The organism is Kluyvera intermedia, from assembly GCF_021440345.1.
In the GTDB taxonomy this organism is placed as follows: domain Bacteria; phylum Pseudomonadota; class Gammaproteobacteria; order Enterobacterales; family Enterobacteriaceae; genus Kluyvera; species Kluyvera intermedia_A.
Map to the genome: position 1 here is coordinate 18,636 of NZ_JAKCNS010000017.1, position 24,632 is coordinate 43,267.

At 53.8% G+C, this 24,632-nt stretch carries 26 protein-coding genes and 3 tRNA genes; 18 read left to right on the forward strand and 11 right to left on the reverse strand.

The genetic code is table 11. The features are described 5' to 3' along the window. Positions 1-161: 161 nt before the first annotated feature. Positions 162-2,327, reverse strand: coding sequence for a TonB-dependent siderophore receptor (locus LZ634_RS05435; RefSeq protein WP_234502847.1), 2,166 nt, complete (start codon positions 2,325-2,327; stop codon positions 162-164). A 425-nt stretch (positions 2,328-2,752) separates the two neighbouring features. Here LZ634_RS05435 and LZ634_RS05440 point away from each other — a divergent pair, with 425 nt between their 5' ends. The 7 genes from LZ634_RS05440 to LZ634_RS05470 all read left to right on the forward strand — a co-directional run bounded on the left by LZ634_RS05440 (position 2,753) and on the right by LZ634_RS05470 (position 9,382). After that, on the forward strand, positions 2,753-3,574 hold the full coding sequence (locus tag LZ634_RS05440; protein ID WP_234502848.1) for an ABC transporter ATP-binding protein: 822 nt from the start codon (positions 2,753-2,755) through the stop codon (positions 3,572-3,574). Next, positions 3,574-4,599 carry a FecCD family ABC transporter permease gene (locus tag LZ634_RS05445; protein WP_234502851.1) on the forward strand — a complete coding sequence of 342 codons (1,026 nt, stop codon included), beginning with the start codon at positions 3,574-3,576 and terminating at the stop codon, positions 4,597-4,599. The genes LZ634_RS05440 and LZ634_RS05445 overlap by 1 nt, the downstream gene beginning before the upstream one ends. Continuing rightward, positions 4,596-5,648: a FecCD family ABC transporter permease gene (locus LZ634_RS05450; protein ID WP_234502854.1), complete on the forward strand. Its 1,053-nt coding sequence runs from the start codon at positions 4,596-4,598 to the stop codon at positions 5,646-5,648. Before LZ634_RS05445 ends, LZ634_RS05450 begins: the two co-directional genes overlap by 4 nt. Before the next feature lie 15 nt (positions 5,649-5,663). Next, positions 5,664-6,608: an ABC transporter substrate-binding protein gene (locus tag LZ634_RS05455; RefSeq protein WP_234502984.1), complete on the forward strand. Its 945-nt coding sequence runs from the start codon at positions 5,664-5,666 to the stop codon at positions 6,606-6,608. Next, entirely contained in the window at positions 6,605-7,504 is a 900-nt protein-coding gene (locus LZ634_RS05460) for a MurR/RpiR family transcriptional regulator (RefSeq protein ID WP_234502856.1), read from the forward strand. The genes LZ634_RS05455 and LZ634_RS05460 overlap by 4 nt, the downstream gene beginning before the upstream one ends. A gap of 113 nt (positions 7,505-7,617) precedes the next feature. Then, entirely contained in the window at positions 7,618-8,493 is an 876-nt protein-coding gene (locus tag LZ634_RS05465; protein WP_234502857.1) for an NAD(P)-dependent oxidoreductase, read from the forward strand. 16 nt (positions 8,494-8,509) lie between these two features. Further along, a complete protein-coding gene (locus LZ634_RS05470) occupies positions 8,510-9,382 on the forward strand; it encodes an oxygenase MpaB family protein (RefSeq protein ID WP_234502859.1) in 873 nt (290 codons plus the stop codon). 64 nt (positions 9,383-9,446) lie between these two features. Here the strand turns inward: LZ634_RS05470 and LZ634_RS05475 are convergent, their stop codons facing one another. Continuing rightward, on the reverse strand, positions 9,447-9,587 hold the full coding sequence (locus tag LZ634_RS05475) for a hypothetical protein (protein WP_234502860.1): 141 nt from the start codon (positions 9,585-9,587) through the stop codon (positions 9,447-9,449). A gap of 251 nt (positions 9,588-9,838) precedes the next feature. On the opposite strand from LZ634_RS05475, the gene LZ634_RS05480 reads away from it, so the two are divergent. The 5 genes from LZ634_RS05480 to LZ634_RS05500 all read left to right on the forward strand — a co-directional run bounded on the left by LZ634_RS05480 (position 9,839) and on the right by LZ634_RS05500 (position 12,302). Further along, on the forward strand, positions 9,839-10,045 hold the full coding sequence (locus tag LZ634_RS05480; RefSeq protein WP_234502862.1) for a glycogen synthesis protein GlgS: 207 nt from the start codon (positions 9,839-9,841) through the stop codon (positions 10,043-10,045). Between the two features lie 228 nt (positions 10,046-10,273). Continuing rightward, a complete protein-coding gene (locus tag LZ634_RS05485) occupies positions 10,274-10,915 on the forward strand; it encodes a carboxymuconolactone decarboxylase family protein (protein WP_234502863.1) in 642 nt (213 codons plus the stop codon). Between the two features lie 20 nt (positions 10,916-10,935). Beyond that, the gene (locus LZ634_RS05490; RefSeq protein ID WP_234502866.1) at positions 10,936-11,343 is read left to right on the forward strand and encodes a cupin domain-containing protein; all 408 of its coding nucleotides are present in this window, start codon (positions 10,936-10,938) and stop codon (positions 11,341-11,343) included. Between the two features lie 142 nt (positions 11,344-11,485). Then, a complete protein-coding gene (pspE, locus tag LZ634_RS05495; protein ID WP_234502986.1) occupies positions 11,486-11,824 on the forward strand; it encodes a thiosulfate sulfurtransferase PspE in 339 nt (112 codons plus the stop codon). 160 nt (positions 11,825-11,984) lie between these two features. Continuing rightward, positions 11,985-12,302 (forward strand): putative quinol monooxygenase, encoded by a 318-nt coding sequence (locus LZ634_RS05500; RefSeq protein WP_234502868.1) that lies wholly within the window; start codon positions 11,985-11,987, stop codon positions 12,300-12,302. Between the two features lie 54 nt (positions 12,303-12,356). Here the strand turns inward: LZ634_RS05500 and LZ634_RS05505 are convergent. The 3 genes from LZ634_RS05505 to LZ634_RS05515 all read right to left on the reverse strand — a co-directional run bounded on the left by LZ634_RS05505 (position 12,357) and on the right by LZ634_RS05515 (position 12,595). Continuing rightward, positions 12,357-12,433 (reverse strand) — tRNA-Val (locus LZ634_RS05505). A 4-nt stretch (positions 12,434-12,437) separates the two neighbouring features. Continuing rightward, a tRNA-Val gene (locus LZ634_RS05510) sits at positions 12,438-12,514 on the reverse strand. 4 nt (positions 12,515-12,518) lie between these two features. Next, positions 12,519-12,595, reverse strand: a tRNA-Val gene (locus tag LZ634_RS05515). 280 nt (positions 12,596-12,875) lie between these two features. On the opposite strand from LZ634_RS05515, the gene zinT reads away from it, so the two are divergent. Further along, positions 12,876-13,523, forward strand: a complete 648-nt coding sequence (gene zinT / locus LZ634_RS05520; protein ID WP_234502869.1) for a metal-binding protein ZinT — start codon at positions 12,876-12,878, stop codon at positions 13,521-13,523. Positions 13,524-13,576: 53 nt separating this feature from the next. Here zinT and mdtK read toward each other — a convergent pair whose 3' ends face one another. Beyond that, positions 13,577-14,950: an MdtK family multidrug efflux MATE transporter gene (mdtK, locus tag LZ634_RS05525; RefSeq protein ID WP_234502871.1), complete on the reverse strand. Its 1,374-nt coding sequence runs from the start codon at positions 14,948-14,950 to the stop codon at positions 13,577-13,579. Between the two features lie 251 nt (positions 14,951-15,201). On the opposite strand from mdtK, the gene LZ634_RS05530 reads away from it, so the two are divergent. Further along, on the forward strand, positions 15,202-15,843 hold the full coding sequence (locus tag LZ634_RS05530) for a riboflavin synthase subunit alpha (RefSeq protein WP_234502872.1): 642 nt from the start codon (positions 15,202-15,204) through the stop codon (positions 15,841-15,843). 40 nt (positions 15,844-15,883) lie between these two features. Here the strand turns inward: LZ634_RS05530 and cfa are convergent, their stop codons facing one another. Both cfa and punC read right to left on the reverse strand, forming a co-directional pair. Continuing rightward, positions 15,884-17,032: a cyclopropane fatty acyl phospholipid synthase gene (gene cfa / locus LZ634_RS05535; RefSeq protein ID WP_234502873.1), complete on the reverse strand. Its 1,149-nt coding sequence runs from the start codon at positions 17,030-17,032 to the stop codon at positions 15,884-15,886. A gap of 296 nt (positions 17,033-17,328) precedes the next feature. Then, positions 17,329-18,522 (reverse strand): purine nucleoside transporter PunC, encoded by a 1,194-nt coding sequence (gene punC / locus LZ634_RS05540; protein ID WP_234502874.1) that lies wholly within the window; start codon positions 18,520-18,522, stop codon positions 17,329-17,331. 111 nt (positions 18,523-18,633) lie between these two features. Here punC and punR point away from each other — a divergent pair, with 111 nt between their 5' ends. Then, positions 18,634-19,545: a DNA-binding transcriptional activator PunR gene (punR, locus tag LZ634_RS05545; RefSeq protein ID WP_234502875.1), complete on the forward strand. Its 912-nt coding sequence runs from the start codon at positions 18,634-18,636 to the stop codon at positions 19,543-19,545. Positions 19,546-19,561: 16 nt separating this feature from the next. On the opposite strand, the gene purR is transcribed toward punR, so the two are convergent. Beyond that, a complete protein-coding gene (purR, locus tag LZ634_RS05550) occupies positions 19,562-20,587 on the reverse strand; it encodes an HTH-type transcriptional repressor PurR (protein WP_234502876.1) in 1,026 nt (341 codons plus the stop codon). Between the two features lie 293 nt (positions 20,588-20,880). On the opposite strand from purR, the gene LZ634_RS05555 reads away from it, so the two are divergent. Beyond that, positions 20,881-20,970, forward strand: coding sequence for a YnhF family membrane protein (locus tag LZ634_RS05555; protein WP_112205134.1), 90 nt, complete (start codon positions 20,881-20,883; stop codon positions 20,968-20,970). 160 nt (positions 20,971-21,130) lie between these two features. After that, positions 21,131-22,297 (forward strand): MFS transporter, encoded by a 1,167-nt coding sequence (locus LZ634_RS05560; RefSeq protein ID WP_234502877.1) that lies wholly within the window; start codon positions 21,131-21,133, stop codon positions 22,295-22,297. 65 nt (positions 22,298-22,362) lie between these two features. Here the strand turns inward: LZ634_RS05560 and sodB are convergent, their stop codons facing one another. Then, complete coding sequence (sodB, locus tag LZ634_RS05565) at positions 22,363-22,944, reverse strand: superoxide dismutase [Fe] (protein WP_234502878.1); 582 nt, start codon at positions 22,942-22,944, stop codon at positions 22,363-22,365. A gap of 123 nt (positions 22,945-23,067) precedes the next feature. After that, positions 23,068-23,895 carry a C40 family peptidase gene (locus LZ634_RS05570; RefSeq protein ID WP_234502879.1) on the reverse strand — a complete coding sequence of 276 codons (828 nt, stop codon included), beginning with the start codon at positions 23,893-23,895 and terminating at the stop codon, positions 23,068-23,070. Positions 23,896-24,235: 340 nt separating this feature from the next. Here LZ634_RS05570 and LZ634_RS05575 point away from each other — a divergent pair, with 340 nt between their 5' ends. Then, entirely contained in the window at positions 24,236-24,583 is a 348-nt protein-coding gene (locus tag LZ634_RS05575; protein ID WP_052281541.1) for a Grx4 family monothiol glutaredoxin, read from the forward strand. The last annotated feature ends 49 nt before the right edge of the window (positions 24,584-24,632 follow it).

The following is a 24,632-nucleotide window of genomic DNA, read 5'->3' on the forward strand; positions in this document are numbered from 1 at the left end:
AGCGAGAAAAGTGCACAGTCTGTCGTTTCACTCGTATCCCTCAAGGTCGAAAAATGTTGCTTAAAAGTTAAAGCGACTATTATGCGGAAGGGAACTGTAGGGAAGTGAAGAGGGATTGAAAGAGTATGTAAAGGCGGCCCCGAAGTGGGGCCGCTGGCCAATCAGAAGGCCATTTTCACCGTGAACTGCACTTCGCGCGGATCGCCGATCTGGTTGCCCAGGTTGTTGCTGGCGATGGACGAGGTGTAGTAGGTCTTATCGAACAGGTTCTTAACGTTAACCTGTAGCGTTACCGGGTACTGTAGCTTCATCTTATATGCGGCAAAGACGTCGGCAACGGCATAGCCTGGCAGGTAGTAGTCTGCGCCATTGGTGCCGGAGCGACGGCTCAGGGCATGACCACCACCGCCGATTGTCAGGGTGTTGCTGTCGTAGACGTTATTAAAGTCATAGGTCAGGAACAGCGAGCCGGTATGACGCGGGACGTTAGGCAACGGTTTACCCGCATAGTCCGGATCGTCAGTCACCTTGGCGTTGGTATAGCCGTAGCTGGCAATCACGTTCAGGTTATCGGTCAGCGAACCGGCAACATCCACTTCAATCCCTTGTGAGCGTACTTTCCCCGCCGTTTTGGCATAGGTTTCATCGCCGATGGTTTCGGTATACAGCACATTGCGCTTATGAATGTCGAAGAAGGTAATGTTCGACGTTACGCCGTCAAACAGGTCGAACTTCGCGCCCACTTCGTATGCCGTAGACTCTTCTGGCGGCAGATTGCCGATGTAGCTGGCAATAGACGACTGCGGCATAAATGACTGTGCGACGTTGCCAAACAGTGAGACGCTTGGGGTCAGTTTATAGACCATGCCGAATTTCGGCGTCAGCTTCTCATCCTGGCTGTCGGTATTGGCGTTAAACGGACGACCTTTGCCCGCATACTGCGTGTAGTACTGGTAGCGAACCCCGGCAACGGCAATCCATTTGTCGGTCAGGTAGAGCGCATCCTGTAAATAGGTGGCATAGGTTTCTTGCTGAATACGCTGGTCGCTGTCGGCGGCGGAAACGTTGGTGCATTTATCCAGCGTACCGTATACCGGGTTGTAAATATTGAAACCTTTCACGTTCTTACAGCGGATCATATCGGTGCGCAGCAGATCGTAATTCTCGTAGGCAATACCGCCAAGAATTTCGTTGTAGAAACCGCCAATCACCACATTGCCCTGCAAGTCCGCTCGGGTAGAGTGCATCCGCTGGGTTGAGCCTTGAGTGGCATCGACCCGCCGCGTCAGATTCCCGGTTTTGGCGTCGTAGGCCATCACACGCGCCTGATTATCGCTGTATTTATCCTGACTGAAACCGTAATCAAAACGAGCGGTCCATTGGCTGTTCAGGCGGTATTCGGCGTTCACCTGCGCCAGATCAGAATCACCGTTGGTGATGTTAAACGGCTCGTCAAAACGTTCATCGCGCGGGACATCGACCGCCCGTCCGGTATTTAAATCAAAAATGGTGCCGCGGTCGAACGGGGTGTGGTAGCTCCGGTGGGACCAGGAGAGGTTGACCGTGGCGTCATCGCCAAACCAGGTCAGTGACGGTGCAATAAAGGTGCTCCGTTCTTTGCCAAAGTTTCGCCAGTAATCTTCATTCTGGTATTCGCCGACCAGACGGTAGGCCAACTGAGTGCCTTCAATCGGGCCGGTGACGTCTACCTGGCCGGTGCCGCCGCCAAAGCTGCTGGACGTCGCCGAAATATCGCCGGAGAACGTGCGTTCCGGGCGCTTGGTGACGACGTTAATCAGCCCACCTGGGTCGAGAATGCCGTACAGCGTCGAGGCCGGCCCTTTCAGCACTTCAACGCGGGATGTCGCGGCGTTAAAACTGCGCGGCAGAACGGTACGCAGACCATTGGTCATGATGGAACCATCACGGTTGGCACCAAAACCACGGCGGGTAAAGGCATCCTGCGTACCACCCAATGTGTTGGTTTGCACCACGTTGGCCACGTTGTACAGCGCTTCATCCAGCGAAGTGGCGTGCTGATCTTCCAGCACCTTATCGCTGACCGTATTCACTACCTGCGGAATATCTAACAGCGGCATATTGGTCAGTGTTGCCGTCGAACTGCTGAGTGGCTGATAGCCATCGGTCACGGTCTGGTCGGCCTGAGAGGTACCGACAACCGTCATCGTGTCTTCTTTTTTAGTTTCATCACCGCTGGCTTTCGTTTCCGCCGCCATCAGCGAAGGGGAGCTGACCGCTCCGACAAAAAGCAGTGAAAAAAGTGCGCGCCCGGTTTTTCCCGTGAACGTCGGGTAGAGCTGTGTCATCTGTCTGTTTCCCATGAAAAAACTGCCTAATCTCAGCAGCCAAAAGTGATAAAAATCATTGCCCTGAATCGCAAAACAACTCCGTTCACGTCACCAACTGACGTTCAGGATGTGTAATTGAGAATCATTCAAACACGTGGAAATGTAGTAGTAAATGCAGCGGGCAATAAATTTATCCCTCGGCAAAATTGCGCGGATGGGGAACGGAGTGGATGACAGGGAGTCTTTATTATTATTTGATTTTTAATCATTTAAATTTTTAACGTCAGTGCGAATTTACGAGAATAAATACAAAAACCCTATGAAGTGAAACGGTAATGTAGTGCGCTTGACTACTACATGCCGACGCTGCATGATCAAAAGAGAATGAGATTTATTTAAAGTGCAGAACGATACCACGTCGTTGCGGCCGGAGAGAGAGAAACATGCCACAGCGGCAAGATACCCCGTCAGAACACGGGATTGTGCTGGAATCCCTGAGCGCAGGATATGGCAACCAGCGCATCGTTGATAACATCAACCTGACCTTACCCGTAGGAAAAATGACGGTGCTGGCGGGGGCCAACGGTTCAGGTAAATCAACCTTACTCAATACCATCGCGCGGATGCTCAAGCCGCTGGGCGGCAGTGTTCGCCTGGATGGGCGCGATATTCATCAGCAGCCAACCAAACAGGTGGCTCGTCAGCTGGGACTGCTGCCGCAATCGCCGCTAACACCGGAAGGACTAACCGTCTTCGAACTGGTATCGCGTGGGCGCTATCCGTGGCAGGGGCTTATTCGCCAGTGGTCCGCGGAAGATGAACTGGCGGTAGAAGAGGCGCTGCGTCTGACCGGCACGCTGGAATATGCGCATCTGCCGGTGGATAGTCTCTCCGGCGGTCAACGGCAACGCTGTTGGATAGCCATGGCGCTGGCCCAGCAAACGGCCACCATTCTGCTGGATGAACCCACGACCTGGCTCGACCTCCGCTACCAGGTGGAAATCCTCGAATTGTTACAGCAACTGACGCGCGAACACGGGCGCACCGTGATTACCGTCCTGCACGATCTTAACTTTGCGGTTAACTACGCTGATACGCTGGTCTTTATGAAACAAGGGCGCATTGCGAGCATTGTTGGTGAAGGGCAGCCGTGTACGCCGGAGATAATCAAACACGTTTTTGATGTTGATGTGCAGATGCTGCAAAACCCGCAAACCGGGAAACCCTTGTTTATGCCATTTTGCGCCCGCCGGGAACTTTGCTGATGGCAACTCAGATTTCGCATTTGCGACAGCGCTCGTCGCGTCCACTTTGGGCGCTGCTGGCGGTGAGCGCTTTATTGTGCGCTGGCGCAGTTATCCATCTTGGCCTCGGCGCGCGGGTCATTGCGCCACGGGTCGTGGTCGAGGCCTTAGTACATTACGATCCGCGCAATTTTGAACACCGCATTATCGTCAGTCTACGTCTCACTCGCCTGTTGGCCGCTTTGTTGACCGGCGCGGCGCTGGGTGCCGCCGGGTTACTGCTGCAAACCGTTGTCCGCAATCCGTTAGGCGAACCGCATATTCTGGGGCTTAATGCCGGGGCGACGCTGGCGGTCGTTGCCTGTTCTGCAGCGGGTATCTCATTTGGCGAATGGGGAATCAACCGCCCGCTAACGGCGGCCTGTGGTGCTGGGCTGCTGTTCGGTCTGGTCATGCTGCTGGCGAGCGCCGGGCGCGCCGGTGCCACGGCGATGAAAATTACGCTATGTGGCGTGGCGCTTTCGGCGTTTGCTTCGGCAGTGACCGCCTCGATTCTCATTCTTGATGAACAAACCCTGCAAGCTATGCGCACCTGGCTGGCGGGGGATTTAGCCGGTATTTCACTGACCACGCTGCAGATTGCCAGTATTCCGGCGCTGTTCGGCTTGCTGCTGGCGGCGTTTATCTCGCCGCGACTGAATATTCTTGCCCTCGGAGACCGCGTAGCCAGCGGGCTGGGCGTGGCGGTTACGAGAACGCGCCTACTCGGCGTTATTGCGATTGCTCTGCTGTGCGGTGCGGCGGTGTCGGTTGCCGGGCCGGTTGGGTTTATTGGTCTGGTGGTGCCGCATGCGATCCGCCGTTGGGCGGGGCAGGATATCCGCGTGGGTTTGCTGCTGGCACTCCCTACCGGCGCGCTGCTGCTATTACTGGCTGATATTCTCGCCCGTTGGCTGCTGGCACCGCAGGAGCTGGCGACCGGCGTGATGACCGCGCTGGTTGGCGCGCCGGTCTTTATCGCCATTGCCGTGAGGTACTTTAAATGACGCGCGCCGTGATTAAAGCCGGATTTATTCCGCTCGCACTTGGGCCGCTACGCGTGCTGCTGCGCCCGCGGTTGTTGAAAATCGCCGGGATAATGGCCGCATTGATTATGCTGTTGCTCGTGTTCGGAATAACGCGCGGTACCCTGCCTATTCCCACCGGTGCAATCGGGCGGGCGCTGTTTTACCCGGAAGCGTTAAGTGCGCAGCAGGTTTATATCGTTCGCGATATCCGTTTACCTCGGCTGCTAATGGCTATTTTCTGCGGTGGAATGCTGGGACTTGCCGGGGCAGCGATGCAGTCGATCACCCGTAACGGCCTTGCCGACCCCGGGCTGATAGGTGTGAAAGAGGGCACCAGCGTTGTCGTGCTGACGCTGATCCTCGCTTTTCCTTCGCTGAGTCTGGCCTGGCGCCCGTTAGCCGGTATGTGCGGCGGCGTGCTGGTGGCCCTGCTGGTTATCTTGCTGGCGCGGGATCTTTCCCGCCCTCGTTTTATTTTGATTGGCATCGGCGTTTCATGGGCGCTGTCGGCGGCGATGGGGCTATTTGTCACCACGGCCGATATTCGCGATGTTCAAACGGCAATGACCTGGCTTGCCGGCAGCCTGCATGCGGCAACCTGGCCGCTGCTGGCCGTGGCCGTAGCGTGGGCACTCCCGGCGGTGCTGGTGCTGTATCTGACCGCGCGCGCGGCGGACGTTGCGTTGATGGGTAATCAGGTCGCCAGCGGGTTAGGCGTGCGATTGTCGCGTCTGACGCTGCTGCGTTTCCTGGCGCCAGTTCTGTTAACGGCGGCGAGCGTCTCCTGCGTGGGAAGCCTTGGTTTTGTTGGGCTCATGGCCCCGCATATGGCGCGATTCCTACTGCGCGGCGGCCAGGTGGCATTGCTTAGCGGCAGCGCGCTCATTGGTGCACTGTTGGTACTACTCACCGATACCATCGGGCGGTTAGCCTTTGCACCGCTACAAATTCCGGCAGGGATCATCATTTCGCTGATTGGCTGCCCGTTCTTTATTTTATTGTTGTGGCGTCGTCGCGACGCTTTGTGAGGAGTAGGGATGACCATGCGTGGCCTGTTGTCTGTTTTGTGGTTGTTTAGCGCGACGGCGTTGGCGCAAACTCAAGCGTTCACCGACGATCTCGGCCGGGTGGTGCAGGTGCCGCTGCATCCGCAGCGCATTGTTTCGATGCACGATCTCGATATTACCATTCCGCTGATTGAGCTGGGCGTGCCGCCTGTCGCCAGCCATGGGCGCACGCGCCCCAACGGTAGCCACTATCTGCGTTCCAGCGCGCAGCTGACCGGTATTGATTTTGATAACAGCGATATCAAGTTTATTGGTACTGCGGATATCGATCTCGAAGCGGTGGCGGCAGCGAAACCGGATCTCATCATTACCGAGCCCAATCGCAATGTACCCATTGAACAACTGGCGAAAATCGCCCCAACGGTAAGTATTGACCATCTGCTCGGCAGCGCGCCGCGTATTTACGCCAAACTGGCGCAGTTAACCGGAACCCAAGCGCGGCTGGCCGTACTTGACCGCCGCTACCAGGCGCAAATTCAGCAGCTCAAACAGACCATTAACACCGATAAAATCAGCGTGTCGGTGATCCAGGCTAACAATGGCAAAGTGACCGTTCACCATTCATACCACTCACTTGGCCGCGTGCTGCGCGATGCCGGTTTCCGTTTCCCGCCGCTTATCGAACGTATTCCTGATGGTGAACGTATTGATGTCAGCGCCGAACAGTTACCCGACCTCGACGCCGATTTCCTGTTTGCTACCTGGCGTTCTGATACCGGTGGCAAGCCGCAGGATGAGCTTAATGATATGGAAAAAGTGATGCCGGGCTGGTGTGATTTTATGCAGGCCTGCCGCACCGGGCATTACATTCTGCTGCCGCGTGAAGAGGTGATTTCCAACTCCTACGCGGCGCTCAGCCTGCTGGTGGCGCAGGTTCAGTCACAGATTGCCGGGCGTCCTGTCCCTCAGGAGAGCAAATGAATCCGACGGTAGCACGCAAAGAAAAGCGCCGGGTTGATCTGTTCGGTGAGCGATTGCGCAGCCGAACGGCGCAGCTCTCACCGCGCCTGCTGGCGGTGGTGAACTGGATTGATGACAACCGTGAAGCGGTACTCGACCACACGGCGATGGAGATTGCTTCCGCGACGCAAACTTCGGACGCCACGGTGGTTCGCGCCATCCAGGCGCTGGGGTTTGCTGGGCTGCGCGATCTTAAGCAAACGCTCCAGCATTGGTTTGGCCCGACGATTACCTCGTCAGAAAAGATGGCGTCCACGGTCGGGGCATTGACCAGCGATGTGAATTCGAGCATCGATTTTGTCCTCGAAGGCCATCTTCGCGCCTGTGAGATGCTCGCTAATATAGAGAACCGCTCGGCGATCGCGCAGGCCGTGGCCTTGCTCGGCGATGCCCGGCAGGTGGCGCTTTTTGGCATTGGGGCATCGGGAATTTTAACCGAATACACCGCCCGACTGTTTAGCCGTATTGGCCTGCCGTCGTACGTTTTAAACCGTACCGGCTTTAGCCTGGCGGAGCAGATTGCCTCTTTGCAGCGCGGCGATGTGCTGATTATGATGGCGCAGAAATCCCCGCATCGGGAAGGGCTGACCACACTGCGCGAAGCCGCGCGTCTGGGGATCCCGACAATTTTACTCACCCAGGCGACCGACTCGCGGTTCAGCGAAATGTCCCAGGTGGTTATCCACGTCCCGCGCGGCGAAAATGGCCGCGTGCCGCTGCACGGAACGGTGATGGTCTGTCTGGAGATGCTGGTGCTGTCGGTGGCGTCGACGGCTTCGCAGCGGACGATTCGCTCGATGAAGCGGATTAATGACCTGCACAAGGCAATTGGTAAGTCGGGCGGGCGTAAAGGCTAACGTCGCGAGTACTCATATTTTGAATCTATAGTAGCTGACTCGATTATCCGTTTGCATTTTGTTCGGATAATCATCAGGCTAGCGAAAACGACCGAGTCTATGAGGAAAGTAAAATGAAGGCATTGCCAGCGGTAGCGGTACTGGGATTAGGCGCAATGGGGCACGCATTTGCCGCCAATCTGCTTAAAAAGGGCTTTACGGTGTACGGCTGGAACCGCACGCCGGGGCGCGGCGAAGATCTCCAGAGCCAGGGTTTACAGCTGTGCAACGACGCCGGACTGGCGGTGGCGGATGCGCAGGTGGTTATCGCGATGCTGACTGACGGTGAAGCTACCCAGGCGGTTATCCGCACTATCGCACCATCTTGCCCGCAAGGGGCGACTTTCTGCCAGATGGGTACTATCGGCATTCAAGAAACTGCAGACGCTATCTCTCTGCTGGAAACCCTGCGCCCGGATATGCTGTACCTCGATGCGCCGGTTTCCGGGACCAAAGCACCAGCGGAGAATGCACAGATTCTGGTAATGGCCAGCGGTTGTCGCGAACGTTCGCATGCGGCGCAGCAGGTATTTGACGCTATCTCTCGCGGCACGCAGTGGTACGGTGAGGCAGGGAGCAGCCAGAAGATGAAGCTGGTGATTAATGCCTGGCTTATCGCCATGATGCAGGGCGTCGCCGAAAGCATGCAACTGGCCAAACAGTTTGGCTTTACGCCCAATCAACTGTGGGAAACTCTTGAAGGCGGGCCGCTGGCGGCACCGTATGTGAAGGGTAAACTGGAGATGATTCGTCGGGATGATTACACTCCGCAGATGCAGTTACAGCACGCGTTAAAAGATGCGCGTCTGGCGCTGGCTAATGCTCCTGAAGGCACTATGCCGGTCATGGACAGCATCACGCACCTGTGGGCGCAGGCCGCTGAAAATGGGCTAGCCGAGCAGGATCTGGCGGCAGTTTACGCCTGGCTTGATAACGCGGGGCAGGCGTAAAAATCAGGGGGCGGTAATGGAATGGCTACGCCAGCGTATTGAACAGCAGGTGCTTGGCCTGACGGGGATGGCGCTTAACGAGATTGATTTTGAGCGTCCTCCCGGCGAGCCGGGGCTGTTTGGCCCGCAGTCGGCAATCTGGCCGGTACACGGCGACTTTACCTCGATGCTGTGCGGCGGGATCAGTGCGTTATTGCTGCAGATGCTGCATCCGCTGGCGCTGGCGGGCGTCTGGGATCATTCCTCTTTCCGGGACGATATTTTCGGCCGCCTCCGGCGTACCAGCCAGTTTATCTCCGCCACGACCTTTGCCACCGTACCGGATGCCGAGCGGCTTATCGATAAAGTGAAAGCGATCCATCTGCGAATCAACGGCACCGATACTGATGGCACGCCTTATGCGGCAAGTGATCCCGATCTGCTGACGTGGGTGCATATTGCGGAGTGCAGCTCGTTTATGGCATCTCATCTTCGCTATCGTCGGACGGTAGTGACACCGTCACGTCAAGCCCAGTATTTCATTGAGTCGGCAAGCATTGCTGAACGGCTTGGCGCCCGGAATGTGCCGAAAACGCCGCAGGCGGTGCAGGATTATCTCGAACAAATGCGTCCGCAGCTACGCTGTGATGATCGCACGCGGGAAGTTGCGCAGGTGCTGATGACTACGCGGCTGCCGGGGCGGGTGGCACAGACAGCGGGGACAATTCTGCTGAAAGCCGGTATCGATCTGTTGCCCGGATGGGCGCAGGATATGCTGGATTTGCGACTGAGTCCGTTAGAACAAAAGATGGTGCGCGGTGGGGTACATGCGATAGCAGCGGTAATACGGCGCTCGGTGCGCAATGGCGCATATCATTGTGCAATGAGGCGGGTTAGAGCAGAGCAGTGATTTTGATGAAAATGGAAATGCATCTCACGTATAAAAAAACCGGCATCAGATGCCGGTTTTTTTATTAAATTTTGCAGGCGTCGCCGCAGTCATCGTCAGCAACAATCGCCTGTGCTTTCTTGTCTGCATCGTCCAGACGTTCTGCATTGCGCTCTTGCGCCTCTTCCAGCCCATCAAAGACCAGATTATTGAGATCTATTTCCATTCGTCACCTGTATTCAGATTGTTCTACACTCGTCACAGTATATTGCAAAAATGTTGATTGATGTAGCCACGAATGACATCAGACGCGATTGCAGCACAAAGCGCGCGTCGATAGTGAGTGGAGTTCCAAATGTGTGATGTGGCGCGGCGAAAAAGCGCACATTGAGTACAAAAAACAGTCGATAACAAGCGAATACTGGAAACAGGAAAGCATATAACCTTGAAAACAAAACCAGTTCGGAGGGATATGCAATGCAGAAACAGACTCCACAGGAATTAGCCAATTTTGATTTTCTGGCTCGCAGCTTTGCGCGTATGCAGTCGTTGGGTCGACCTGTCGATATCCGTGCAGTCACGGGTAATATGAGCGAACAACAGGGTGCATGGTTCCGCGAGCGCTATGAACATTACCGAACGCAGGCTGTAAGGGCGAAAGAGCAAACGCTAGAAGTATGTTAGTGATTAGCGGGCCGAGTGGCCCGTTTTCGTTATTCGCGGGCACAATCAGGTGCCCGTTTTCATTTCTGCGGAGCCACTTTTCATGTCGTAACACGTCTCGCGATTAATGAAATTTACTCATAGGTCAGTTCTTATTTCCCCGTCTAATCAATCATTCTTCTGCCCCCTATAATTCCCCTCATTCACCCGGCTTAGCGTATTGCACGCCACACTCCTGGAGACAACATCATGCAAAGTGCACTCACTGTACGTCAGCAGGCCATGATCCCTATCGCGGCGCTAACCGCGTGCGGTGAAATGGAAAAATTGACCGTAGCGCTTAACGACGGGCTCGATGTCGGTCTGTGCGTTAATGAAATCAAAGAAGTGCTTATCCAGCTTTACGCCTACTGCGGTTTTCCACGCAGCCTGAATGGGTTGGGATGTTTTATGACGGTGGTTAACGCGCGTAAAGCCGCAGGAATGAAGGACGAAGAGGGGGCTGTCGCGACACCGCCTCCTGCCGGCTGGGATAGCCTGGCAGCCGGTACGCTAACGCAAACGCAGTTAGTCGGGAAACCCGTCAGTGGCCCGCTATTTGAATTTGCACCAGCGATTGATGTTTATCTGAAAGCACATCTGTTTGGCGATATTTTCCAACGCGACGTGTTGGATTGGAAGGCGCGTGAGCTCGCAACCCTATCGGCGTTGGCGGCAGTGCCCGGTGCGGAAAATCAGCTCAAAAGCCATTTTGCAATTAGTCTGAATAACGGCATCACCCCGGAACAGTTTCAGGCCCTTGTCGCGGTACTGGCGGTGAAATGCTCCGCTGAAATGGCCGCAAATGCCAGCACGGTGCTGGCGCAATTCCTCAGTGAAATTTCCCTATAATCAGAGACCACGGAGCAGTAATGAACAAGATATTTGACGGTAACAGCGTTTTCCCTCGCGGAGAGAAAAATGAAGCGTATGCCAAATACTTCACCGGCACGAGCTACCTGACCATGCTATCGCGTGAAGGCGTGACCATTGGCAACGTGGCGTTTGAGCCGGGTTGTCGCAACTTCTGGCATATTCATCATGAAGGCGGGCAGATTCTGCTGGTAACCGGTGGCCGTGGCTGGTATCAGGCATGGGGCGAATTGGCGCGTGAGCTGAAAACCGGCGATGTCGTGAATATCCCTGCGGGAACCAAACATTGGCACGGCGCGGCACACGATAGCTGGTTCGCGCATATTGCGGTAGAAGTTCCGGCGCCAGGGGCGTCAAACGAGTGGCTTGAAGCCGTCAGTGACGAAGAGTACAACCTGTTACCCTAACGGCGTCAAAACAGAAGGCCTGCAGGTACTATGCCAATAGTATTCTCCGCCTTTGACATTGTGCTTTTGTGTTACATATCGCCAAAACCTCAATAAAACCATGGTTATAATGCAGGTTCTACAACCAATGGAGAGGAAAATGATGCGCGTACAGGTTCGATTACTGAAAAACGCTATGCTTGCTAGCGCCATGCTGATGGCATCCACGGCCGTGTGGGCTGCGGAACACTGGATTGATGTTCGTACCCCGGATCAGTACCAGCAAACGCACGTGCAGGGCGCGGTGAACATCCCACTCAAGCAACTTGAGCAGCGTATTGGCGAAGTGACCCAGGATAAAAATGATACGCTGTATCTGTACTGCAATACCGGAAATCAGTCAGGCAAGGCCGAAACGCTGTTGCAGAAGATGGGCTACAAAAATGCGGTAAACGAAGGTGGACTGAAGGACGTTGAGAAGAAAACAACGTTAGTAAAATAAACCTTCGCCGTGCGTAATCAGTCAATTCACTTACAACAGAATCCCGGCGCTCCGCAAAGGAGTGGTAGCGGTTGGCGTAAAGGTCTGCTCGCTGCTAGCCTGAATTATTCAGGCTCTGGGGTTTTGTCTCAGGGCATCCTCGATACAGCAAGGATTTCCAATGAGTGAAGTTAAGATTGTTGCCACGCTGACGCCTTTTCCTGAACACATCGACATTATCCGCAAAGCGGCGCAAGCCATGGTGCCGTTAACGCATCAGGAAGCCGGGTGCCTGCAATACTGTTTGCATGAGAGCCGGGCAATTCCCGATGTTCGCGAACTGGCAAATGAGGGCGCGGTGTCATTTGTGTTTATTGAGCGCTGGAAATCGGAGCAAGATTTGGTGAAGCACGTCGCGATGTCATATCACGATGATTTTCTGGAAACGCTGGATGGAAAACTGGAAAGTATCAGCGTTCAACGCTTGACCGAGCTATAGAAAGTAGGGGATTTAAACAGAACTGGAAGATTTTGCACCATATCAGAGAAGATATGGTGCGTCCGAGTGGACTCGAACCACCGACCCCCACCATGTCAAGGTGGTGCTCTAACCAACTGAGCTACGGACGCATAATGGTGCGTTTAATTGGACTCGAACCAACGACCCCCACCATGTCAAGGTGGTGCTCTAACCAACTGAGCTATAAACGCATAATGGTGCGTTCGATTGGACTCGAACCAACGACCCCCACCATGTCAAGGTGGTGCTCTAACCAACTGAGCTACGAACGCAATGTTGCTTGCGGCAACGGGGACGAATATTAGCGGCAGTCACCGGTTGTGGCAAGCGGAAAATGTTTGATTTCACACGACTGGAGAACTTTTGCCCATCTCTGGCGTATTTTCCCGCAATGTCAGCGATTCCGTTGATCTCTCTCGATTTTAGCCACGTTATTTTTCACGGTTACGCTCAGCAATCGGTGCGAAATACATTTCGATGTCTATTGTTGCAGTACGAAATGTTATGTTATAACATTTTACACTTAATGCATCGGATAAGGATAAAACGCGGGTGAAACATTCAGGTAAATTTGCGCTGGCGGTTACGGCGCTATTGATTGGCGGCCAGGCACTGGCGCATGGACATCACGACCACGGCAAGCCGTTAACGGCAGTGGAACAAAAGGCGGCAGAGGGCATTTTTAATCTCAATGATGTGAAAGACCGTCCGCTTACCGACTGGGAAGGGATATGGGAATCGGTGAATGGCTATTTGTTATCCGGGGACTTAGACCCGGTTTTCCGCCAAAAGGCTGAAAAACAGCAGGGTAAAACTTTCGCGGAAATTAAAGAGTACTACCGCAAGGGGTATGCAACCGACGTCAACATGATCGGCATCGAAAATGGTGTGATGGAGTTTCACGTCGGCGATAAGGTGAACAGCTGCCAGTATCGTTATGCCGGGCATAAAGTATTGACCTACGCATCCGGAAAGCAGGGTGTTCGCTACCTGTTTGAGTGTCAGCAGGCCAATACCGGGGCCCCGAAATACGTGCAGTTTAGCGACCATATCATTGCGCCACGCAAATCCGCACATTTCCACATTTTTATGGGTAATCAGTCGCAGGAAGCGTTGCTGGCGGAGATGGACAACTGGCCGACGTATTACCCGTACCAGTTGACCAGGCAGCAGGTCGTTGATGAGATGCTGCATCACTAAGGTGTTGTTGCGTAAGCCCGGTGTGGTGATGTCTCACCGGGCTTAAGGTCGTTTTAGCGCGCCGCGCGCTGGAGGATGACCGTCGCAGGCTGACGTTGCAGGAAACGCATACGCCACATCATTAACACTGCCGCCGACGTCAGACCAATAATAAAGCCCCACCAGAAGCCAGCCGGGCCCATTCTTTCGACGACCAGATCGGTCAGCGCCAGCACATAGCCGCACGGTAGGCCCAGTACCCAGTAAGCGATAAAGGTAATAAAGAAGATCGAGCGTGTATCTTTATAACCGCGCAGAATGCCGCTGCCGATAACCTGCACTGAGTCGGAAATCTGATACAGCGCCGCCAGCAACATCAGTTGAGCGGCCAGCGTCACAACCTCAGGATTATCGTTATACAGCAGGGCAATATGTGTCCGCATCACGGTGGTGAAAATGGCGGTGCACATTGCCATACAAATCCCCACGCCCAGACCGGTCCGCGCGGAAACCTGTGCATCAGGCGTGGAGCCTTGCCCAAGCCGGTAGCCGACACGGATGGTGACGGCGGCGGCAAGCGACATTGGCAGAACGAACATCAGCGAGCTGAAGTTCAGCGCAATCTGGTGGCCCGCGACGTCGACGATCCCCAGTGGCGATACCAGCAGGGCGACCACGGCGAACAGCGTGACTTCGAAGAACAGCGCCAGCGCGATCGGCAGACCCAGGGTGGTCAGACGCTTGAGAATGACTGGATCCGGGCGGGCAAAACGTTCTTTATTACGGATGTCACGCATCGAACCCGCGTGACGAACGTAATAAAACATGCTGAAGAACATCACCCAGTATACCGAGGCCGTGGCCACGCCACAGCCCACGCCGCCGAGTTCCGGCATGCCAAAATGGCCGTAAATAAAGATGTAGTTCACTGGGATATTGACCAGCAGGCCAATAAAGCCCATCACCATGCCAGGCTTAGTTTTTGCCAACCCTTCGCACTGGTTACGCGCCACCTGGAAACAGAGATAGCCTGGTGCACCCCACAGCAGCGCACGCAGGTAGCCTACGGCTTTGTCCGCCAGCGCTGGGTCAATGTTATGCATTGAGCGAATAATGTAGCCCGCATTCCACAGCACTACCATTATCAGCACTGAGACAAATCCCGCCAGCCAGAAACCTTGACGCACCTGTTGTGCGATACGATCGCGACGACCCGAGCCGTTAAGCTGAGCGATAACTGGCGTCATGGCCAGCAGTAAACCGTGACCAAAGAGGATGGCCGGCAGCCAGATAGAGGTACCGATCGCTACCGCAGCCATGTCGGTAGCACTGTAGCCACCTGCCATAACGGTATCGACGAATCCCATTGCCGTTTGGGCAACCTGCGCAAGGATTACCGGGATAGCCAGAGATAATAACTGACGCGCTTCGACAAAGTACTTCTGCACGTTAACACCTGTATTGTTGTTATTTATTCTCGCCGTACAGCGGGTACGGGAGACAGAAAAGCCGCCTTAACCGGCAGCAAGAAGAATAAATAGAGGAATTGCTCCAACATTGTAGCGAGGATTTGCTATTAATCTAGTCAAAAAATGAGAGCCAGGTCGTGGAAGGTAGCAACCTGTTTTATCAACTGCTATTGTGCGTAGCAGATGAATCGGTAGACGTACCGAAATGATGATTAACAGGAGTTAACTGCATGTTCACTGGTATTGTGCAGGGCACGGCAAAAATCGTGTCCATTGATGAAAAACCGAACTTCCGCACCCACGTGGTCGCGCTGCCTGAGCACATGCTGGCAGGGCTGGAAACCGGCGCTTCGGTCGCCCATAACGGCTGCTGCTTAACGGTGACGGAAATTAACGGTGACCAGATTAGCTTTGACCTGATGAAAGAGACGTTGCGCATCACCAATTTGGGTGACGTGAAAGAAGGGGATTTAGTCAACGTTGAGCGCGCGGCGAAATTCAGCGATGAAATCGGCGGACACTTAATGTCTGGCCATATTATGACCACCGCAGAAGTTGCGAAGATTCTTACCTCTGAAAACAATAAGCAGATTTGGTTTAAAATTCAGGACCCGGCGCTGATGAAGTATGTCCTGTATAAGGGCTTCATTGGCATTGATGGCATCAGCCTGACGGTCGGCGAAGTCACGGCAACCCGTTTCTGTGTTCATCTGATTCCGGAAACGCTGGAGCGTACGACGCTGGGCAAAAAACGTCTGGGCGATCGCGTCAACATTGAAATTGACCCGCAAACGCAGGCGGTTGTTGATACCGTTGAACGTGTAATGGCGGCAAAAGAAGCGGCGCTGCAGGCTGCGTCGGAAGAGAAGTAATAAGAAAACGCCTGCGCCAGAACGGTGCAGGCGAGAACCCCTAGCGGGCGACCCGCAGACCTTGCTCAACTCCACGAGAGAACATCACCTGCCACAGCTGGATATCGCGAGCGCGAAACGCACCGGCGCAGGCGTTGAGATAATAGCTGAACATACGTTTGAATCGTTCGGAATAGTTGTCCGCGATCTCAGGCCAGCTGGCAACAAAACGTTCATACCAGGCCATCAGCGTCGTATCGTAGTCAGCGCCAAAGTTGTGCCAGTCTTCCATCACAAAGTGGGGCTCGCTGGCGTGCGCAATCTGGCGTACTGAGGGTAAACAACCATTCGGGAAGATGTATTTGTTAATCCAGGGGTCGACGTTGTTGTCGGTTTTTTTCGAACCAATGGTGTGTAGTAAAAACAGTCCGTCGGGTTTTAAATTACGGTCGACGACGGAAAAATAAGTGTCATAGTTTTTCGGTCCCACGTGCTCAAACATCCCGACAGAGACAATGCGGTCAAACTGTGCGTCAAGGTCGCGGTAATCCTGTAGCAGAATCTCCACATCCAGCTTTTCACAGCGCGCTTGCGCAAGTTTCTGCTGCTCGGCGGAAATAGTAACGCCGGTCACGCTGACGTGATAGTTCTTTGCCATATATGCCGCCAGTCCACCCCAGCCGCAGCCAATATCCAGCACCTGCATACCGGGTTGCAGCTGCAGTTTCTGGCAAATCAATTCCAGCTTAGCCTGTTGCGCTTCTTCCAGCGTTTGCGCATCTTTCCAGTAACCGCAGGAGTATTGCATATAAGGGTCAAGCATACGGGTGAACAGATCGTTGCCGAGATCGTAGTGTTCTTTCCCGACCTGCCAGGCGCGTTTTCGGCTTTGCAAATTGAATAAGCGTGCTCCCGCAATGCGGAGCGTATCTTTAAAGTGATGAGGGAGTTGGTTTTCTAATCCTGCACGCAGCACCTGGTCGAAAAAGAGATCCAGACGGTCGCATTCCCACCAACCATCCATATAACTTTCGCCAAGGCCGAGCGAACCTTCTTGCAGTACTCGTTTAAAAAACTGTGGATTTTTGACCTGTATATCGCAGGGTGCATTGCCGTTGATTTCAATGTCAGCTCGGCTAAGCAGCTCGCTAACGATACGATACCAGTCATCATCCGGTACGTTTACTTCTTCTATACACGATGAGCTCATAGCTTCTCCATCCCGACCTGATGATCAGAACCTTAAAACAGCGTAGACGCTTTTTTCTGGTTGTGAGAAATGTCACGAAAAATTCGTGAGCCTGCTATCCGACGTAGCATAAGGAAAGGGAAGACCCCCTTGCCGAAAGCCTGTCCATGGTTTAACGGGTGGCATCCTGCCGCCGCTCAGTAAGTCCAATGTATATTAATTATGTGATGCCGATCCAGTATAGGACGCTAAGTTGGTTGATTCAATAAAAAACTTAGCGTCCTAACGGTTTGGCATGGCATTGATATGCGTGATGATTACGCGTGGGAAGTGGAGTGTTTAGTCGAGCATTCTTCACGACGAGCTGCGCGTTGCATAACGTAACCCATACCTGCGAGTAGCACGGTGGCCAGCATTACGCAGGTGGTGGTCAGCAGCGGGGTAGCAATCAGCGTTGATACCGCGAGACTGGCCAGGAAACACAGGCCAAGCTGCAGCGTATTTTGTAACGCCGCGGCACGTCCGGTTGCCTGTGGGAAAGGCTTCAGTGCCTGAGCAACAACGATCGGATAGATAGCGCCGTTGGCGATAGCCATTACGCAGAATGGAATAAGCAATGCGGTCAGAGAGACGTTTTCTACCAGACCAGCAGCCCAGGTCGCTATCACGCTAACACCGAAAAGTACCAGCAACCATGGCAAAAGCTGTGAACCCTGCCATTTTTGCAGCGCTGCGCGACAGCCGTAGCCGCCCACCAGGAAGGCGATGGTCTGCGGTACGTAGCTCAGGCCAATCACGGTTGGGCTATAGCCCATTTCATGCAGGATAAATGGTGAGCCGGTGAGCCACGCAAAGAAGCTGGCGGAACAGGCCGCATAAATCAGTACGTTGCCGCGATAGTCTTTGCTGCGCAGCAGGCGCATAAAGGTTAATTTCTCTTCGCCAGTGGTATTTTTTTTGTGCGCAGGTTTCAGGCGCAGCGCTGGCAGCATCAGCACCAGAGTGATGATGAACAGAGTGGCGAAGATAGCCTGCCAGTCAAAGTGCGCCAGTAGCCAGCTGCCAAGCAGCGGGGCTAACGCAGGGGAAAGCCCAACCAGCGGCATGATGGTGGCAAAAATTCGATTGGTACGATGCGCTGGATAGTAGTCAGTGACCATCGCCTGCCAGGTGACAGCTGCGGCACAGACGCCAACCGCTTGCACAAAGCGCAGCACCAGCAGTGTGGTGCCATCGCGTACCCACAGCATCCCCAGACAACCAATGGCGAAAATGGTTAAACCCGCCAACAGAATAGGTTTACGGCCATAGCGGTCAGACAGCGGTCCCCACAGCAGCTGAGCTATCGCGAAACCCGCGAGGAACAGACTCAGGCTGGCGCTCACAGCGGATGCCGGCGTTTGCAGGTCTTCCTGAATGGCCGCGAAGGCTGGCAGGTACATATCGGTCGCCAAAAAGCCCAGCATGCTGAGTCCCGCGAGCCAGACTAAAAATCCTTTCCCAGGTTGCATAAATCGCCCTTTTTATCGTTAGTAAATAGTCCGGCAGAGTGTAGAGAGTGCAATAGCGGTTGTGAAACGCTAATATTTGAGTCATGGGTTCAAATTTTTTGCAGGCAAAAAATGTGGTCTGAATATTCTCTGGAAGTGGTTGATGCGGTAGCTCGTAATGGCAGTTTTAGCGCGGCAGCGCAGGAGCTGCACCGGGTGCCTTCAGCGGTTAGCTATACGGTACGCCAGCTGGAAGAGTGGCTGGCGGTCCCGCTGTTTGAGCGACGCCATCGGGATGTCGAATTAACACCAGCCGGGGCCTGGTTTTTGAAAGAAGGGCGCTCTGTCATCAAAAAAATGCAGATCACGCGCCAACAATGCCAGCAGATTGCTAACGGCTGGCGCGGGCAGTTAGCCATTGCCGTCGATAATATCGTTAAACCGGAACGTACCCGCCAGCTGATTGTCGATTTCTACCGTCATTTTAACGATGTTGAACTGATTGTTTTTCAGGAAGTGTTCAACGGCGTGTGGGACGCCCTGGCTGATGGGCGCGTGGAATTAGCGATTGGCGCCACCCAGGCCATCCCGGTCGGTGGGCGCTTTGCCTTTCGCGATATGGGAATGCTGAACTGGCACTGCGTGGTGGCGAGTTCCCATCCTCTGGCGAAGATGGAAGGCCCTCTTAGCGATGAAGTGTTGCGCAACTGGCCATCTCTGGTGCGCGAAGATACCTCGCGTTCATTACCCAAACGTACGACATGGCTGCTGGATAACCAAAAGAGGGTGGTGGTACCGGACTGGGAATCCTCGGAAACTTGCATTTCAGCGGGGCTGTGTGCCGCAATGGTACCCGGACATCGGGCGCAGCCGTGGCTGGATAGCGGGGAGTGGGTGGCGTTGACGCTGGAAAATCCCTTCCCGGATGCGGCTTGCTGTGTGACCTGGCAGCAAAGTGAAGCTTCCCCGGCATTAAATTGGCTGCTGGAGTATCTGGGGGACAGTGAGACGTTAAACGAGGAGTGGTTTCGGACGCCTGTGTAAGGCGTCCGTTGGAAAATTAACGGCGGTAGTCGCGGTACGGGCCGTCGGCCACGGAGCGACGCTCGATAAGGCGTGGATGCACCTCAATCGACTGCGACTCTTCGCGCTTGCTGACGATACGGTCCATCAGCATATTGAAGGCCGTTTCACCGAGCGAATCTTTTGGCTGGTGAATGGTGGTCAGCGCCGGCGTAAAGAAGCGGGAGTTGCGCACGTTATCGTAACCGATGAGTGAAATATCCTGCGGCACGCGCAGCCCCATCTCATCGGCGGCGCAGAGTGCGCCCATCGCCATCACATCACCGCCGCAGAAGATGGCGGTAGGACGCGGGTGCTGGGACAGGATCTGCTGCATCGCGCGATAGCCAGACTCCGGCTCAAAGTCGCCCTGAACAATCCAGCTAGCCGGTACGTTGATCAGCGCTTCTTCCATCGCCTTCATGAAGCCCGCCAGCCGACCTGCGCCGGTGTTACGCTCCAGTGGGCCAGGGATCACGCCAATATCACGATGGCCGCGCTCGATGAGGTAACGACCGGCCATATAGCCGCCTTCAAAGGCGTTATCGATAACCGAATCGGTAAAATCAGCTTTAGCTTCACCCCAGTCCATCACCACCATAGGAATGTGACGATACTCTTCGAGCATGGTCAGCAGGGATTCCGGATACTCAGAGCACATGACCAGCAGGCCATCAACGCGTTTTTGCGCCATCATCGACAGATAAGCGCGCTGCTTTTCCAGATTGTTCCACGCGTTGCCGAGAATCAGGGTATAGCCTTTCTCAAAGCAGTTTTTCTCAACGGCTTCAATAATTTCGGCAAAGTAGGCGGCCTCGCTGCTGGTGGCCAGCAAACCAATCGATTTGGTGTGATTGACCTTCAAGCTACGGGCAACGGCGCTCGGTGAGTAATGCAGCTCTTTGATAGCCGCCCACACGGCTTCGCGCGTATCTTCAGCGACAAAACGCGTTTTGTTAATTACATGTGATACGGTTGTAGTGGAAACGTTTGCGCGTTTCGCTACATCTTTAATTGTTGCCATTCCATCTCACTCCAGACCCTGGCCTGCCCCTGATAAAATCGAAAGGAAAACGTTTGCCTTCACACACCCTGGCACAATCTTAGTGATTGTGATTCGCCGGGAAACGATACAGGACGACAGGAGGGGGTCAATGGCCGGTACGCTCATAAATAAGCGTCGAATTTTGACTTATCCTGGCGCAAAGTGGAAGAGCAAAAACAAACATCCTGCTAAATCTGTGAAGATTTTTACGATTAACTGTGCAAAAATGATTAAACGCAGTTTTACTGTGGTAATCAAAAGGAGAAAAATTGATGAGTACCGATCTTAAACTGTCTCTCTGTACGACTGTTATTGCGCTGGCTCTGATCGTCGCTGCAGGTTTTACCGCTGTTTTGCATTAATTCCCCAGTGAGGGGGCATCCGCTCCCTCACGACTGATTGTTACTCATTTCGCAATAATCTTTTGCAGTTTTGTACACTTCTGTTTTTCTGTGATTGATGTCATGCTTTTGCACTATGTTGCCAGGCCGCGCCCAGACTGCGGCTAAACGGAGTCATTGCATGAAAATTAACTTTCCCTTACTAGCGTTAGCTATCGGGGCTTTTGGTATTGGTACCACAGAGTTCTCACCGATGGGTCTGCTGCCCGTTATTGCGAAAGGCGTTGACGTCTCCATCCCGGCGGCCGGAATGCTGATCAGCGCCTATGCGGTAGGGGTTATGGTCGGTGCGCCGCTGATGACGCTGCTGTTGTCCCATCGCGGCCGTCGTAACGCTCTGATCTTCTTGATGGCCATTTTTACGCTGGGCAACGTCTTGTCGGCTATTTCGCCGGACTATACCACCCTGATGCTGTCGCGCATTATCACCAGTCTCAACCACGGAGCGTTCTTCGGTCTGGGATCGGTTGTGGCGGCAAGCGTAGTGCCAAAACATAAGCAGGCCAGCGCGGTCGCCACCATGTTTATGGGGCTGACGATTGCCAATATTGGCGGTGTGCCTGCAGCAACCTGGCTTGGTGAAACCATTGGCTGGCGAATGTCGTTCCTGGCTACAGCGGGTCTTGGGGTGATTGCAATCGCGAGCCTGTGGCTGTCTCTGCCGAAAGGTGGGGCGGGGGAAAAGCCGGATGTTAAACGTGAACTGTCGGTTCTGGTGCGCCCGCAGGTGCTTTCCGCGCTGCTTACCACCGTGCTGGGTGCGGGGGCGATGTTCACCCTCTACACCTATATCTCACCGGTTCTGCACAGTATTACGCATGCGACTTCAGGTTTTATTACCCTGATGCTGGTGTTAATTGGCGTCGGCTTCTCAATTGGTAACTATTTGGGCGGCAAGTTCGCTGACCGGTCGGTGAGCGGTACGCTGAAAGGCTTCCTGCTGCTGTTGATGGTGATTATGCTGGCAATCCCATTCCTTGCGCAAACGCAGATTGGGGCGGCTGTCAGTATGGTGGTGTGGGGTGCGGCAACTTTCGCAGTCGTTCCACCATTACAGATGCGGGTGATGCGCGTGGCGCATGAAGCGCCGGGGCTATCGTCATCGGTGAATATTGGCGCGTTCAACCTCGGCAATGCGCTGGGCGCGGTAGCCGGTGGTGCGGTGATTTCCGGTGGTCTGGGCTACAGTTTTGTACCGGTGATGGGGGCGATTGTCGCCGGTCTGGCGCTGCTGGTGGTCTTCTTCAGTAGCCGCAGCCGGGGCGAAGAGGCGGTTGTCAGCCAGTAAAAATGAAAAAGCAGAAGGTTAACCTTCTGCTTTTTTTATCATCGGATGACGCAGATGATCGTGGCTTATGCCGCCAGATTGTCAGCAACAAACTTCCAGTTCACCAGAGCCCAGAAGTGCTCCAGATAGTTTGGACGCGCGTTGCGGTAGTCAATGTAGTAAGCATGTTCCCACACATCAACGGTCAGCAGAGGCGTAGCGTCGGTCGTCAGCGGAGTGCCCGCGTTAGAGGTCGAAACGATAGCCAGGGAGCCGTCTGCTTTCTTCACAAGCCAGGTCCAGCCCGCGCCGAAGTTTTTGACAGCGGCATCGGTAAACTGCGCTTTAAACTCAGCGAAGCTACCAAACGCTTTGTTAATAGCTTCAGCCACGGCGCCAGTTGGTTCGCCACCGGCGTTTGGCGCCAGGCAGTTCCAGTAGAAGGTGTGGTTCCAAACCTGAGCCGCGTTGTTGAACACGCCGCCTTCAGAGGTACGCACGATATCTTCCAGCGTTTTGCCTTCAAATGCGGTGCCTTTGATCAGGTTGTTCAGGTTAGTGACATAAGTCTGGTGGTGTTTACCATAATGATACTCCAGCGTTTCCACGGAGATATGTGGAACCAGAGCGTCCTTGGCATACGGTAATGCAGGTAATTCGAACGACATTGCTACTCTCCTTATTATAGTTTGTATACCCAATAACCTTGCATTGAGTATGGATAGAGTAGCAAATTAAAAGGTGAGATAAAAGATAAGCTTACCCCGTTTATTAACAAACGGGGTAAGTGTTTAACGAATGGTCTTCGGGGTAACGACGCGGCGAGCGCCAACGTAGTGGCGTACCCAGTAATCTTCGCTCAGCGAGGTGATTTGAATATCGCGACCGGTACGTGGAGACTGAATGAACTTACCGTTGCCGACATACACACCTACGTGATCGGCGGTGCCGCGACCACGGGTACGGAAGAACACCAGATCGCCGCTTTCGAGTTCACCACGGTCAACCGGACGGGCATCGCGCAGGTGATACATTTCGTTAGCGGTGCGCGGAATGCGAATATTCACCAAATCTTTATAAGCGTAATAAACCAAACCGCTGCAATCAAAGCCGGTGCGCGGTGAGTTCCCGCCCCAGCGGTATGGTTTACCGAGCTGTCCCATCAGTTTATTCATTGCCGTTTTCTGCGCTTTCTGTACGCGAACTTTGTGCGCCTGGGCAATGGTTGTCGGTTGGCTTTCAACTGGGCTGGTGGTGCAAGATTTTTTGTGGCCTTTACGTGCTGGTTTGCAGGTGGTCACGATATTGGCGGTTTTAAGCGCGCTGCCTTTCTTGCTGGCTTTGGCGGTACGAGATGAGGTGGTTTTCCGGGTGGCAGAGGCTGTTTTTTTAGCGACTGCGGATGTTGGTTTCTTTTTAGCAACGGCAGCGGTGGTTTTTTTCTTCGCGTTAGATTTACTGTCCGTATTTTTTTTCTTACGTTCACTGCCTTTTACAGGAAGCGACTTCTGCGCCGTCGGTGTTTTGGCATGCCCTGTAGCATGCGCCAACGGCGTGAAAGATAACGATGTAAACAGCAATGCACAGAGCGTGAACGACCATTTTTTTATCTGCGCCACTGAACAACCCTCTGAGTATGCAGGCTAAACATCCGTGCCTGAGTATGATTTTCAAAACCCAACGATTCTAATCCATAAAAACACGAAATGTTAATAGTGTTTTTATGTCTAAAACGTTGTTTCGTTAGCAACTGCAAAAAAAAACATCAATTGATACATATTGAGTTAAAAATTGAGCAGGATTTTCCGCTTGTTGCCGATAAAGACACATTTATAAAGCAACTTAACGCATCAGACGATAAAATAGTAAAGCGTGAACAAAATGTTATTTTCTGTTCAGGGTCTGAAACGCTACAATGGCAGACTACTGTCGTAAAAAGAAGTTTGAGGAAGCAAGATAATGAGCGAGACAATTGAAAAAATTCAGCGCCAGATCGCTGAAAACCCAATCCTGCTGTACATGAAAGGTTCCCCGAAACTGCCAAGCTGCGGTTTCTCCGCTCAGGCGGTTCAGGCACTGTCTGCCTGCGGCGAGCGCTTCGCTTATGTCGACATCCTGCAGAACCCGGATATCCGTGCTGAACTGCCAAAATACGCCAACTGGCCGACCTTCCCGCAGCTGTGGGTTGATGGCGAGCTGGTAGGCGGCTGTGACATCATCATTGAAATGTACCAGCGCGGTGAACTGCAGCCTCTGATCAAAGAGACTGCGGCGAAGTACAACACCGAAGAGCCAAAAGCAGAATAATCGCTGTCCCGGCTTCGCGTCACGATGCCGGGCGTGATATGCCTCCAGG

Bases quoted from the DNA above. Each gene is read 5' to 3' on its own strand.
- LZ634_RS05435 (WP_234502847.1), bottom strand. From the start codon at position 2,327: ATGACACAGCTCTACCCGACGTTCACGGGAAAAACCGGGCGCGCACTT.
- LZ634_RS05460 (WP_234502856.1), top strand. From the start codon at position 6,605: ATGAATCCGACGGTAGCACGCAAAGAAAAGCGCCGGGTTGATCTGTTC.
- LZ634_RS05490 (WP_234502866.1), top strand. From the start codon at position 10,936: ATGAACAAGATATTTGACGGTAACAGCGTTTTCCCTCGCGGAGAGAAA.
- LZ634_RS05475 (WP_234502860.1), bottom strand. From the start codon at position 9,587: ATGGAAATAGATCTCAATAATCTGGTCTTTGATGGGCTGGAAGAGGCG.
- sodB (WP_234502878.1), bottom strand. From the start codon at position 22,944: ATGTCGTTCGAATTACCTGCATTACCGTATGCCAAGGACGCTCTGGTT.
- LZ634_RS05500 (WP_234502868.1), top strand. From the start codon at position 11,985: ATGAGTGAAGTTAAGATTGTTGCCACGCTGACGCCTTTTCCTGAACAC.
- LZ634_RS05485 (WP_234502863.1), top strand. From the start codon at position 10,274: ATGCAAAGTGCACTCACTGTACGTCAGCAGGCCATGATCCCTATCGCG.
- LZ634_RS05530 (WP_234502872.1), top strand. From the start codon at position 15,202: ATGTTCACTGGTATTGTGCAGGGCACGGCAAAAATCGTGTCCATTGAT.
- LZ634_RS05555 (WP_112205134.1), top strand. From the start codon at position 20,881: ATGAGTACCGATCTTAAACTGTCTCTCTGTACGACTGTTATTGCGCTG.
- LZ634_RS05450 (WP_234502854.1), top strand. From the start codon at position 4,596: ATGACGCGCGCCGTGATTAAAGCCGGATTTATTCCGCTCGCACTTGGG.
- LZ634_RS05440 (WP_234502848.1), top strand. From the start codon at position 2,753: ATGCCACAGCGGCAAGATACCCCGTCAGAACACGGGATTGTGCTGGAA.
- LZ634_RS05470 (WP_234502859.1), top strand. From the start codon at position 8,510: ATGGAATGGCTACGCCAGCGTATTGAACAGCAGGTGCTTGGCCTGACG.
- LZ634_RS05575 (WP_052281541.1), top strand. From the start codon at position 24,236: ATGAGCGAGACAATTGAAAAAATTCAGCGCCAGATCGCTGAAAACCCA.
- punC (WP_234502874.1), bottom strand. From the start codon at position 18,522: ATGCAACCTGGGAAAGGATTTTTAGTCTGGCTCGCGGGACTCAGCATG.
- purR (WP_234502876.1), bottom strand. From the start codon at position 20,587: ATGGCAACAATTAAAGATGTAGCGAAACGCGCAAACGTTTCCACTACA.
- pspE (WP_234502986.1), top strand. From the start codon at position 11,486: ATGCGCGTACAGGTTCGATTACTGAAAAACGCTATGCTTGCTAGCGCC.
- LZ634_RS05465 (WP_234502857.1), top strand. From the start codon at position 7,618: ATGAAGGCATTGCCAGCGGTAGCGGTACTGGGATTAGGCGCAATGGGG.
- cfa (WP_234502873.1), bottom strand. From the start codon at position 17,032: ATGAGCTCATCGTGTATAGAAGAAGTAAACGTACCGGATGATGACTGG.
- LZ634_RS05480 (WP_234502862.1), top strand. From the start codon at position 9,839: ATGCAGAAACAGACTCCACAGGAATTAGCCAATTTTGATTTTCTGGCT.
- LZ634_RS05560 (WP_234502877.1), top strand. From the start codon at position 21,131: ATGAAAATTAACTTTCCCTTACTAGCGTTAGCTATCGGGGCTTTTGGT.
- punR (WP_234502875.1), top strand. From the start codon at position 18,634: ATGTGGTCTGAATATTCTCTGGAAGTGGTTGATGCGGTAGCTCGTAAT.
- LZ634_RS05445 (WP_234502851.1), top strand. From the start codon at position 3,574: ATGGCAACTCAGATTTCGCATTTGCGACAGCGCTCGTCGCGTCCACTT.
- LZ634_RS05455 (WP_234502984.1), top strand. From the start codon at position 5,664: ATGCGTGGCCTGTTGTCTGTTTTGTGGTTGTTTAGCGCGACGGCGTTG.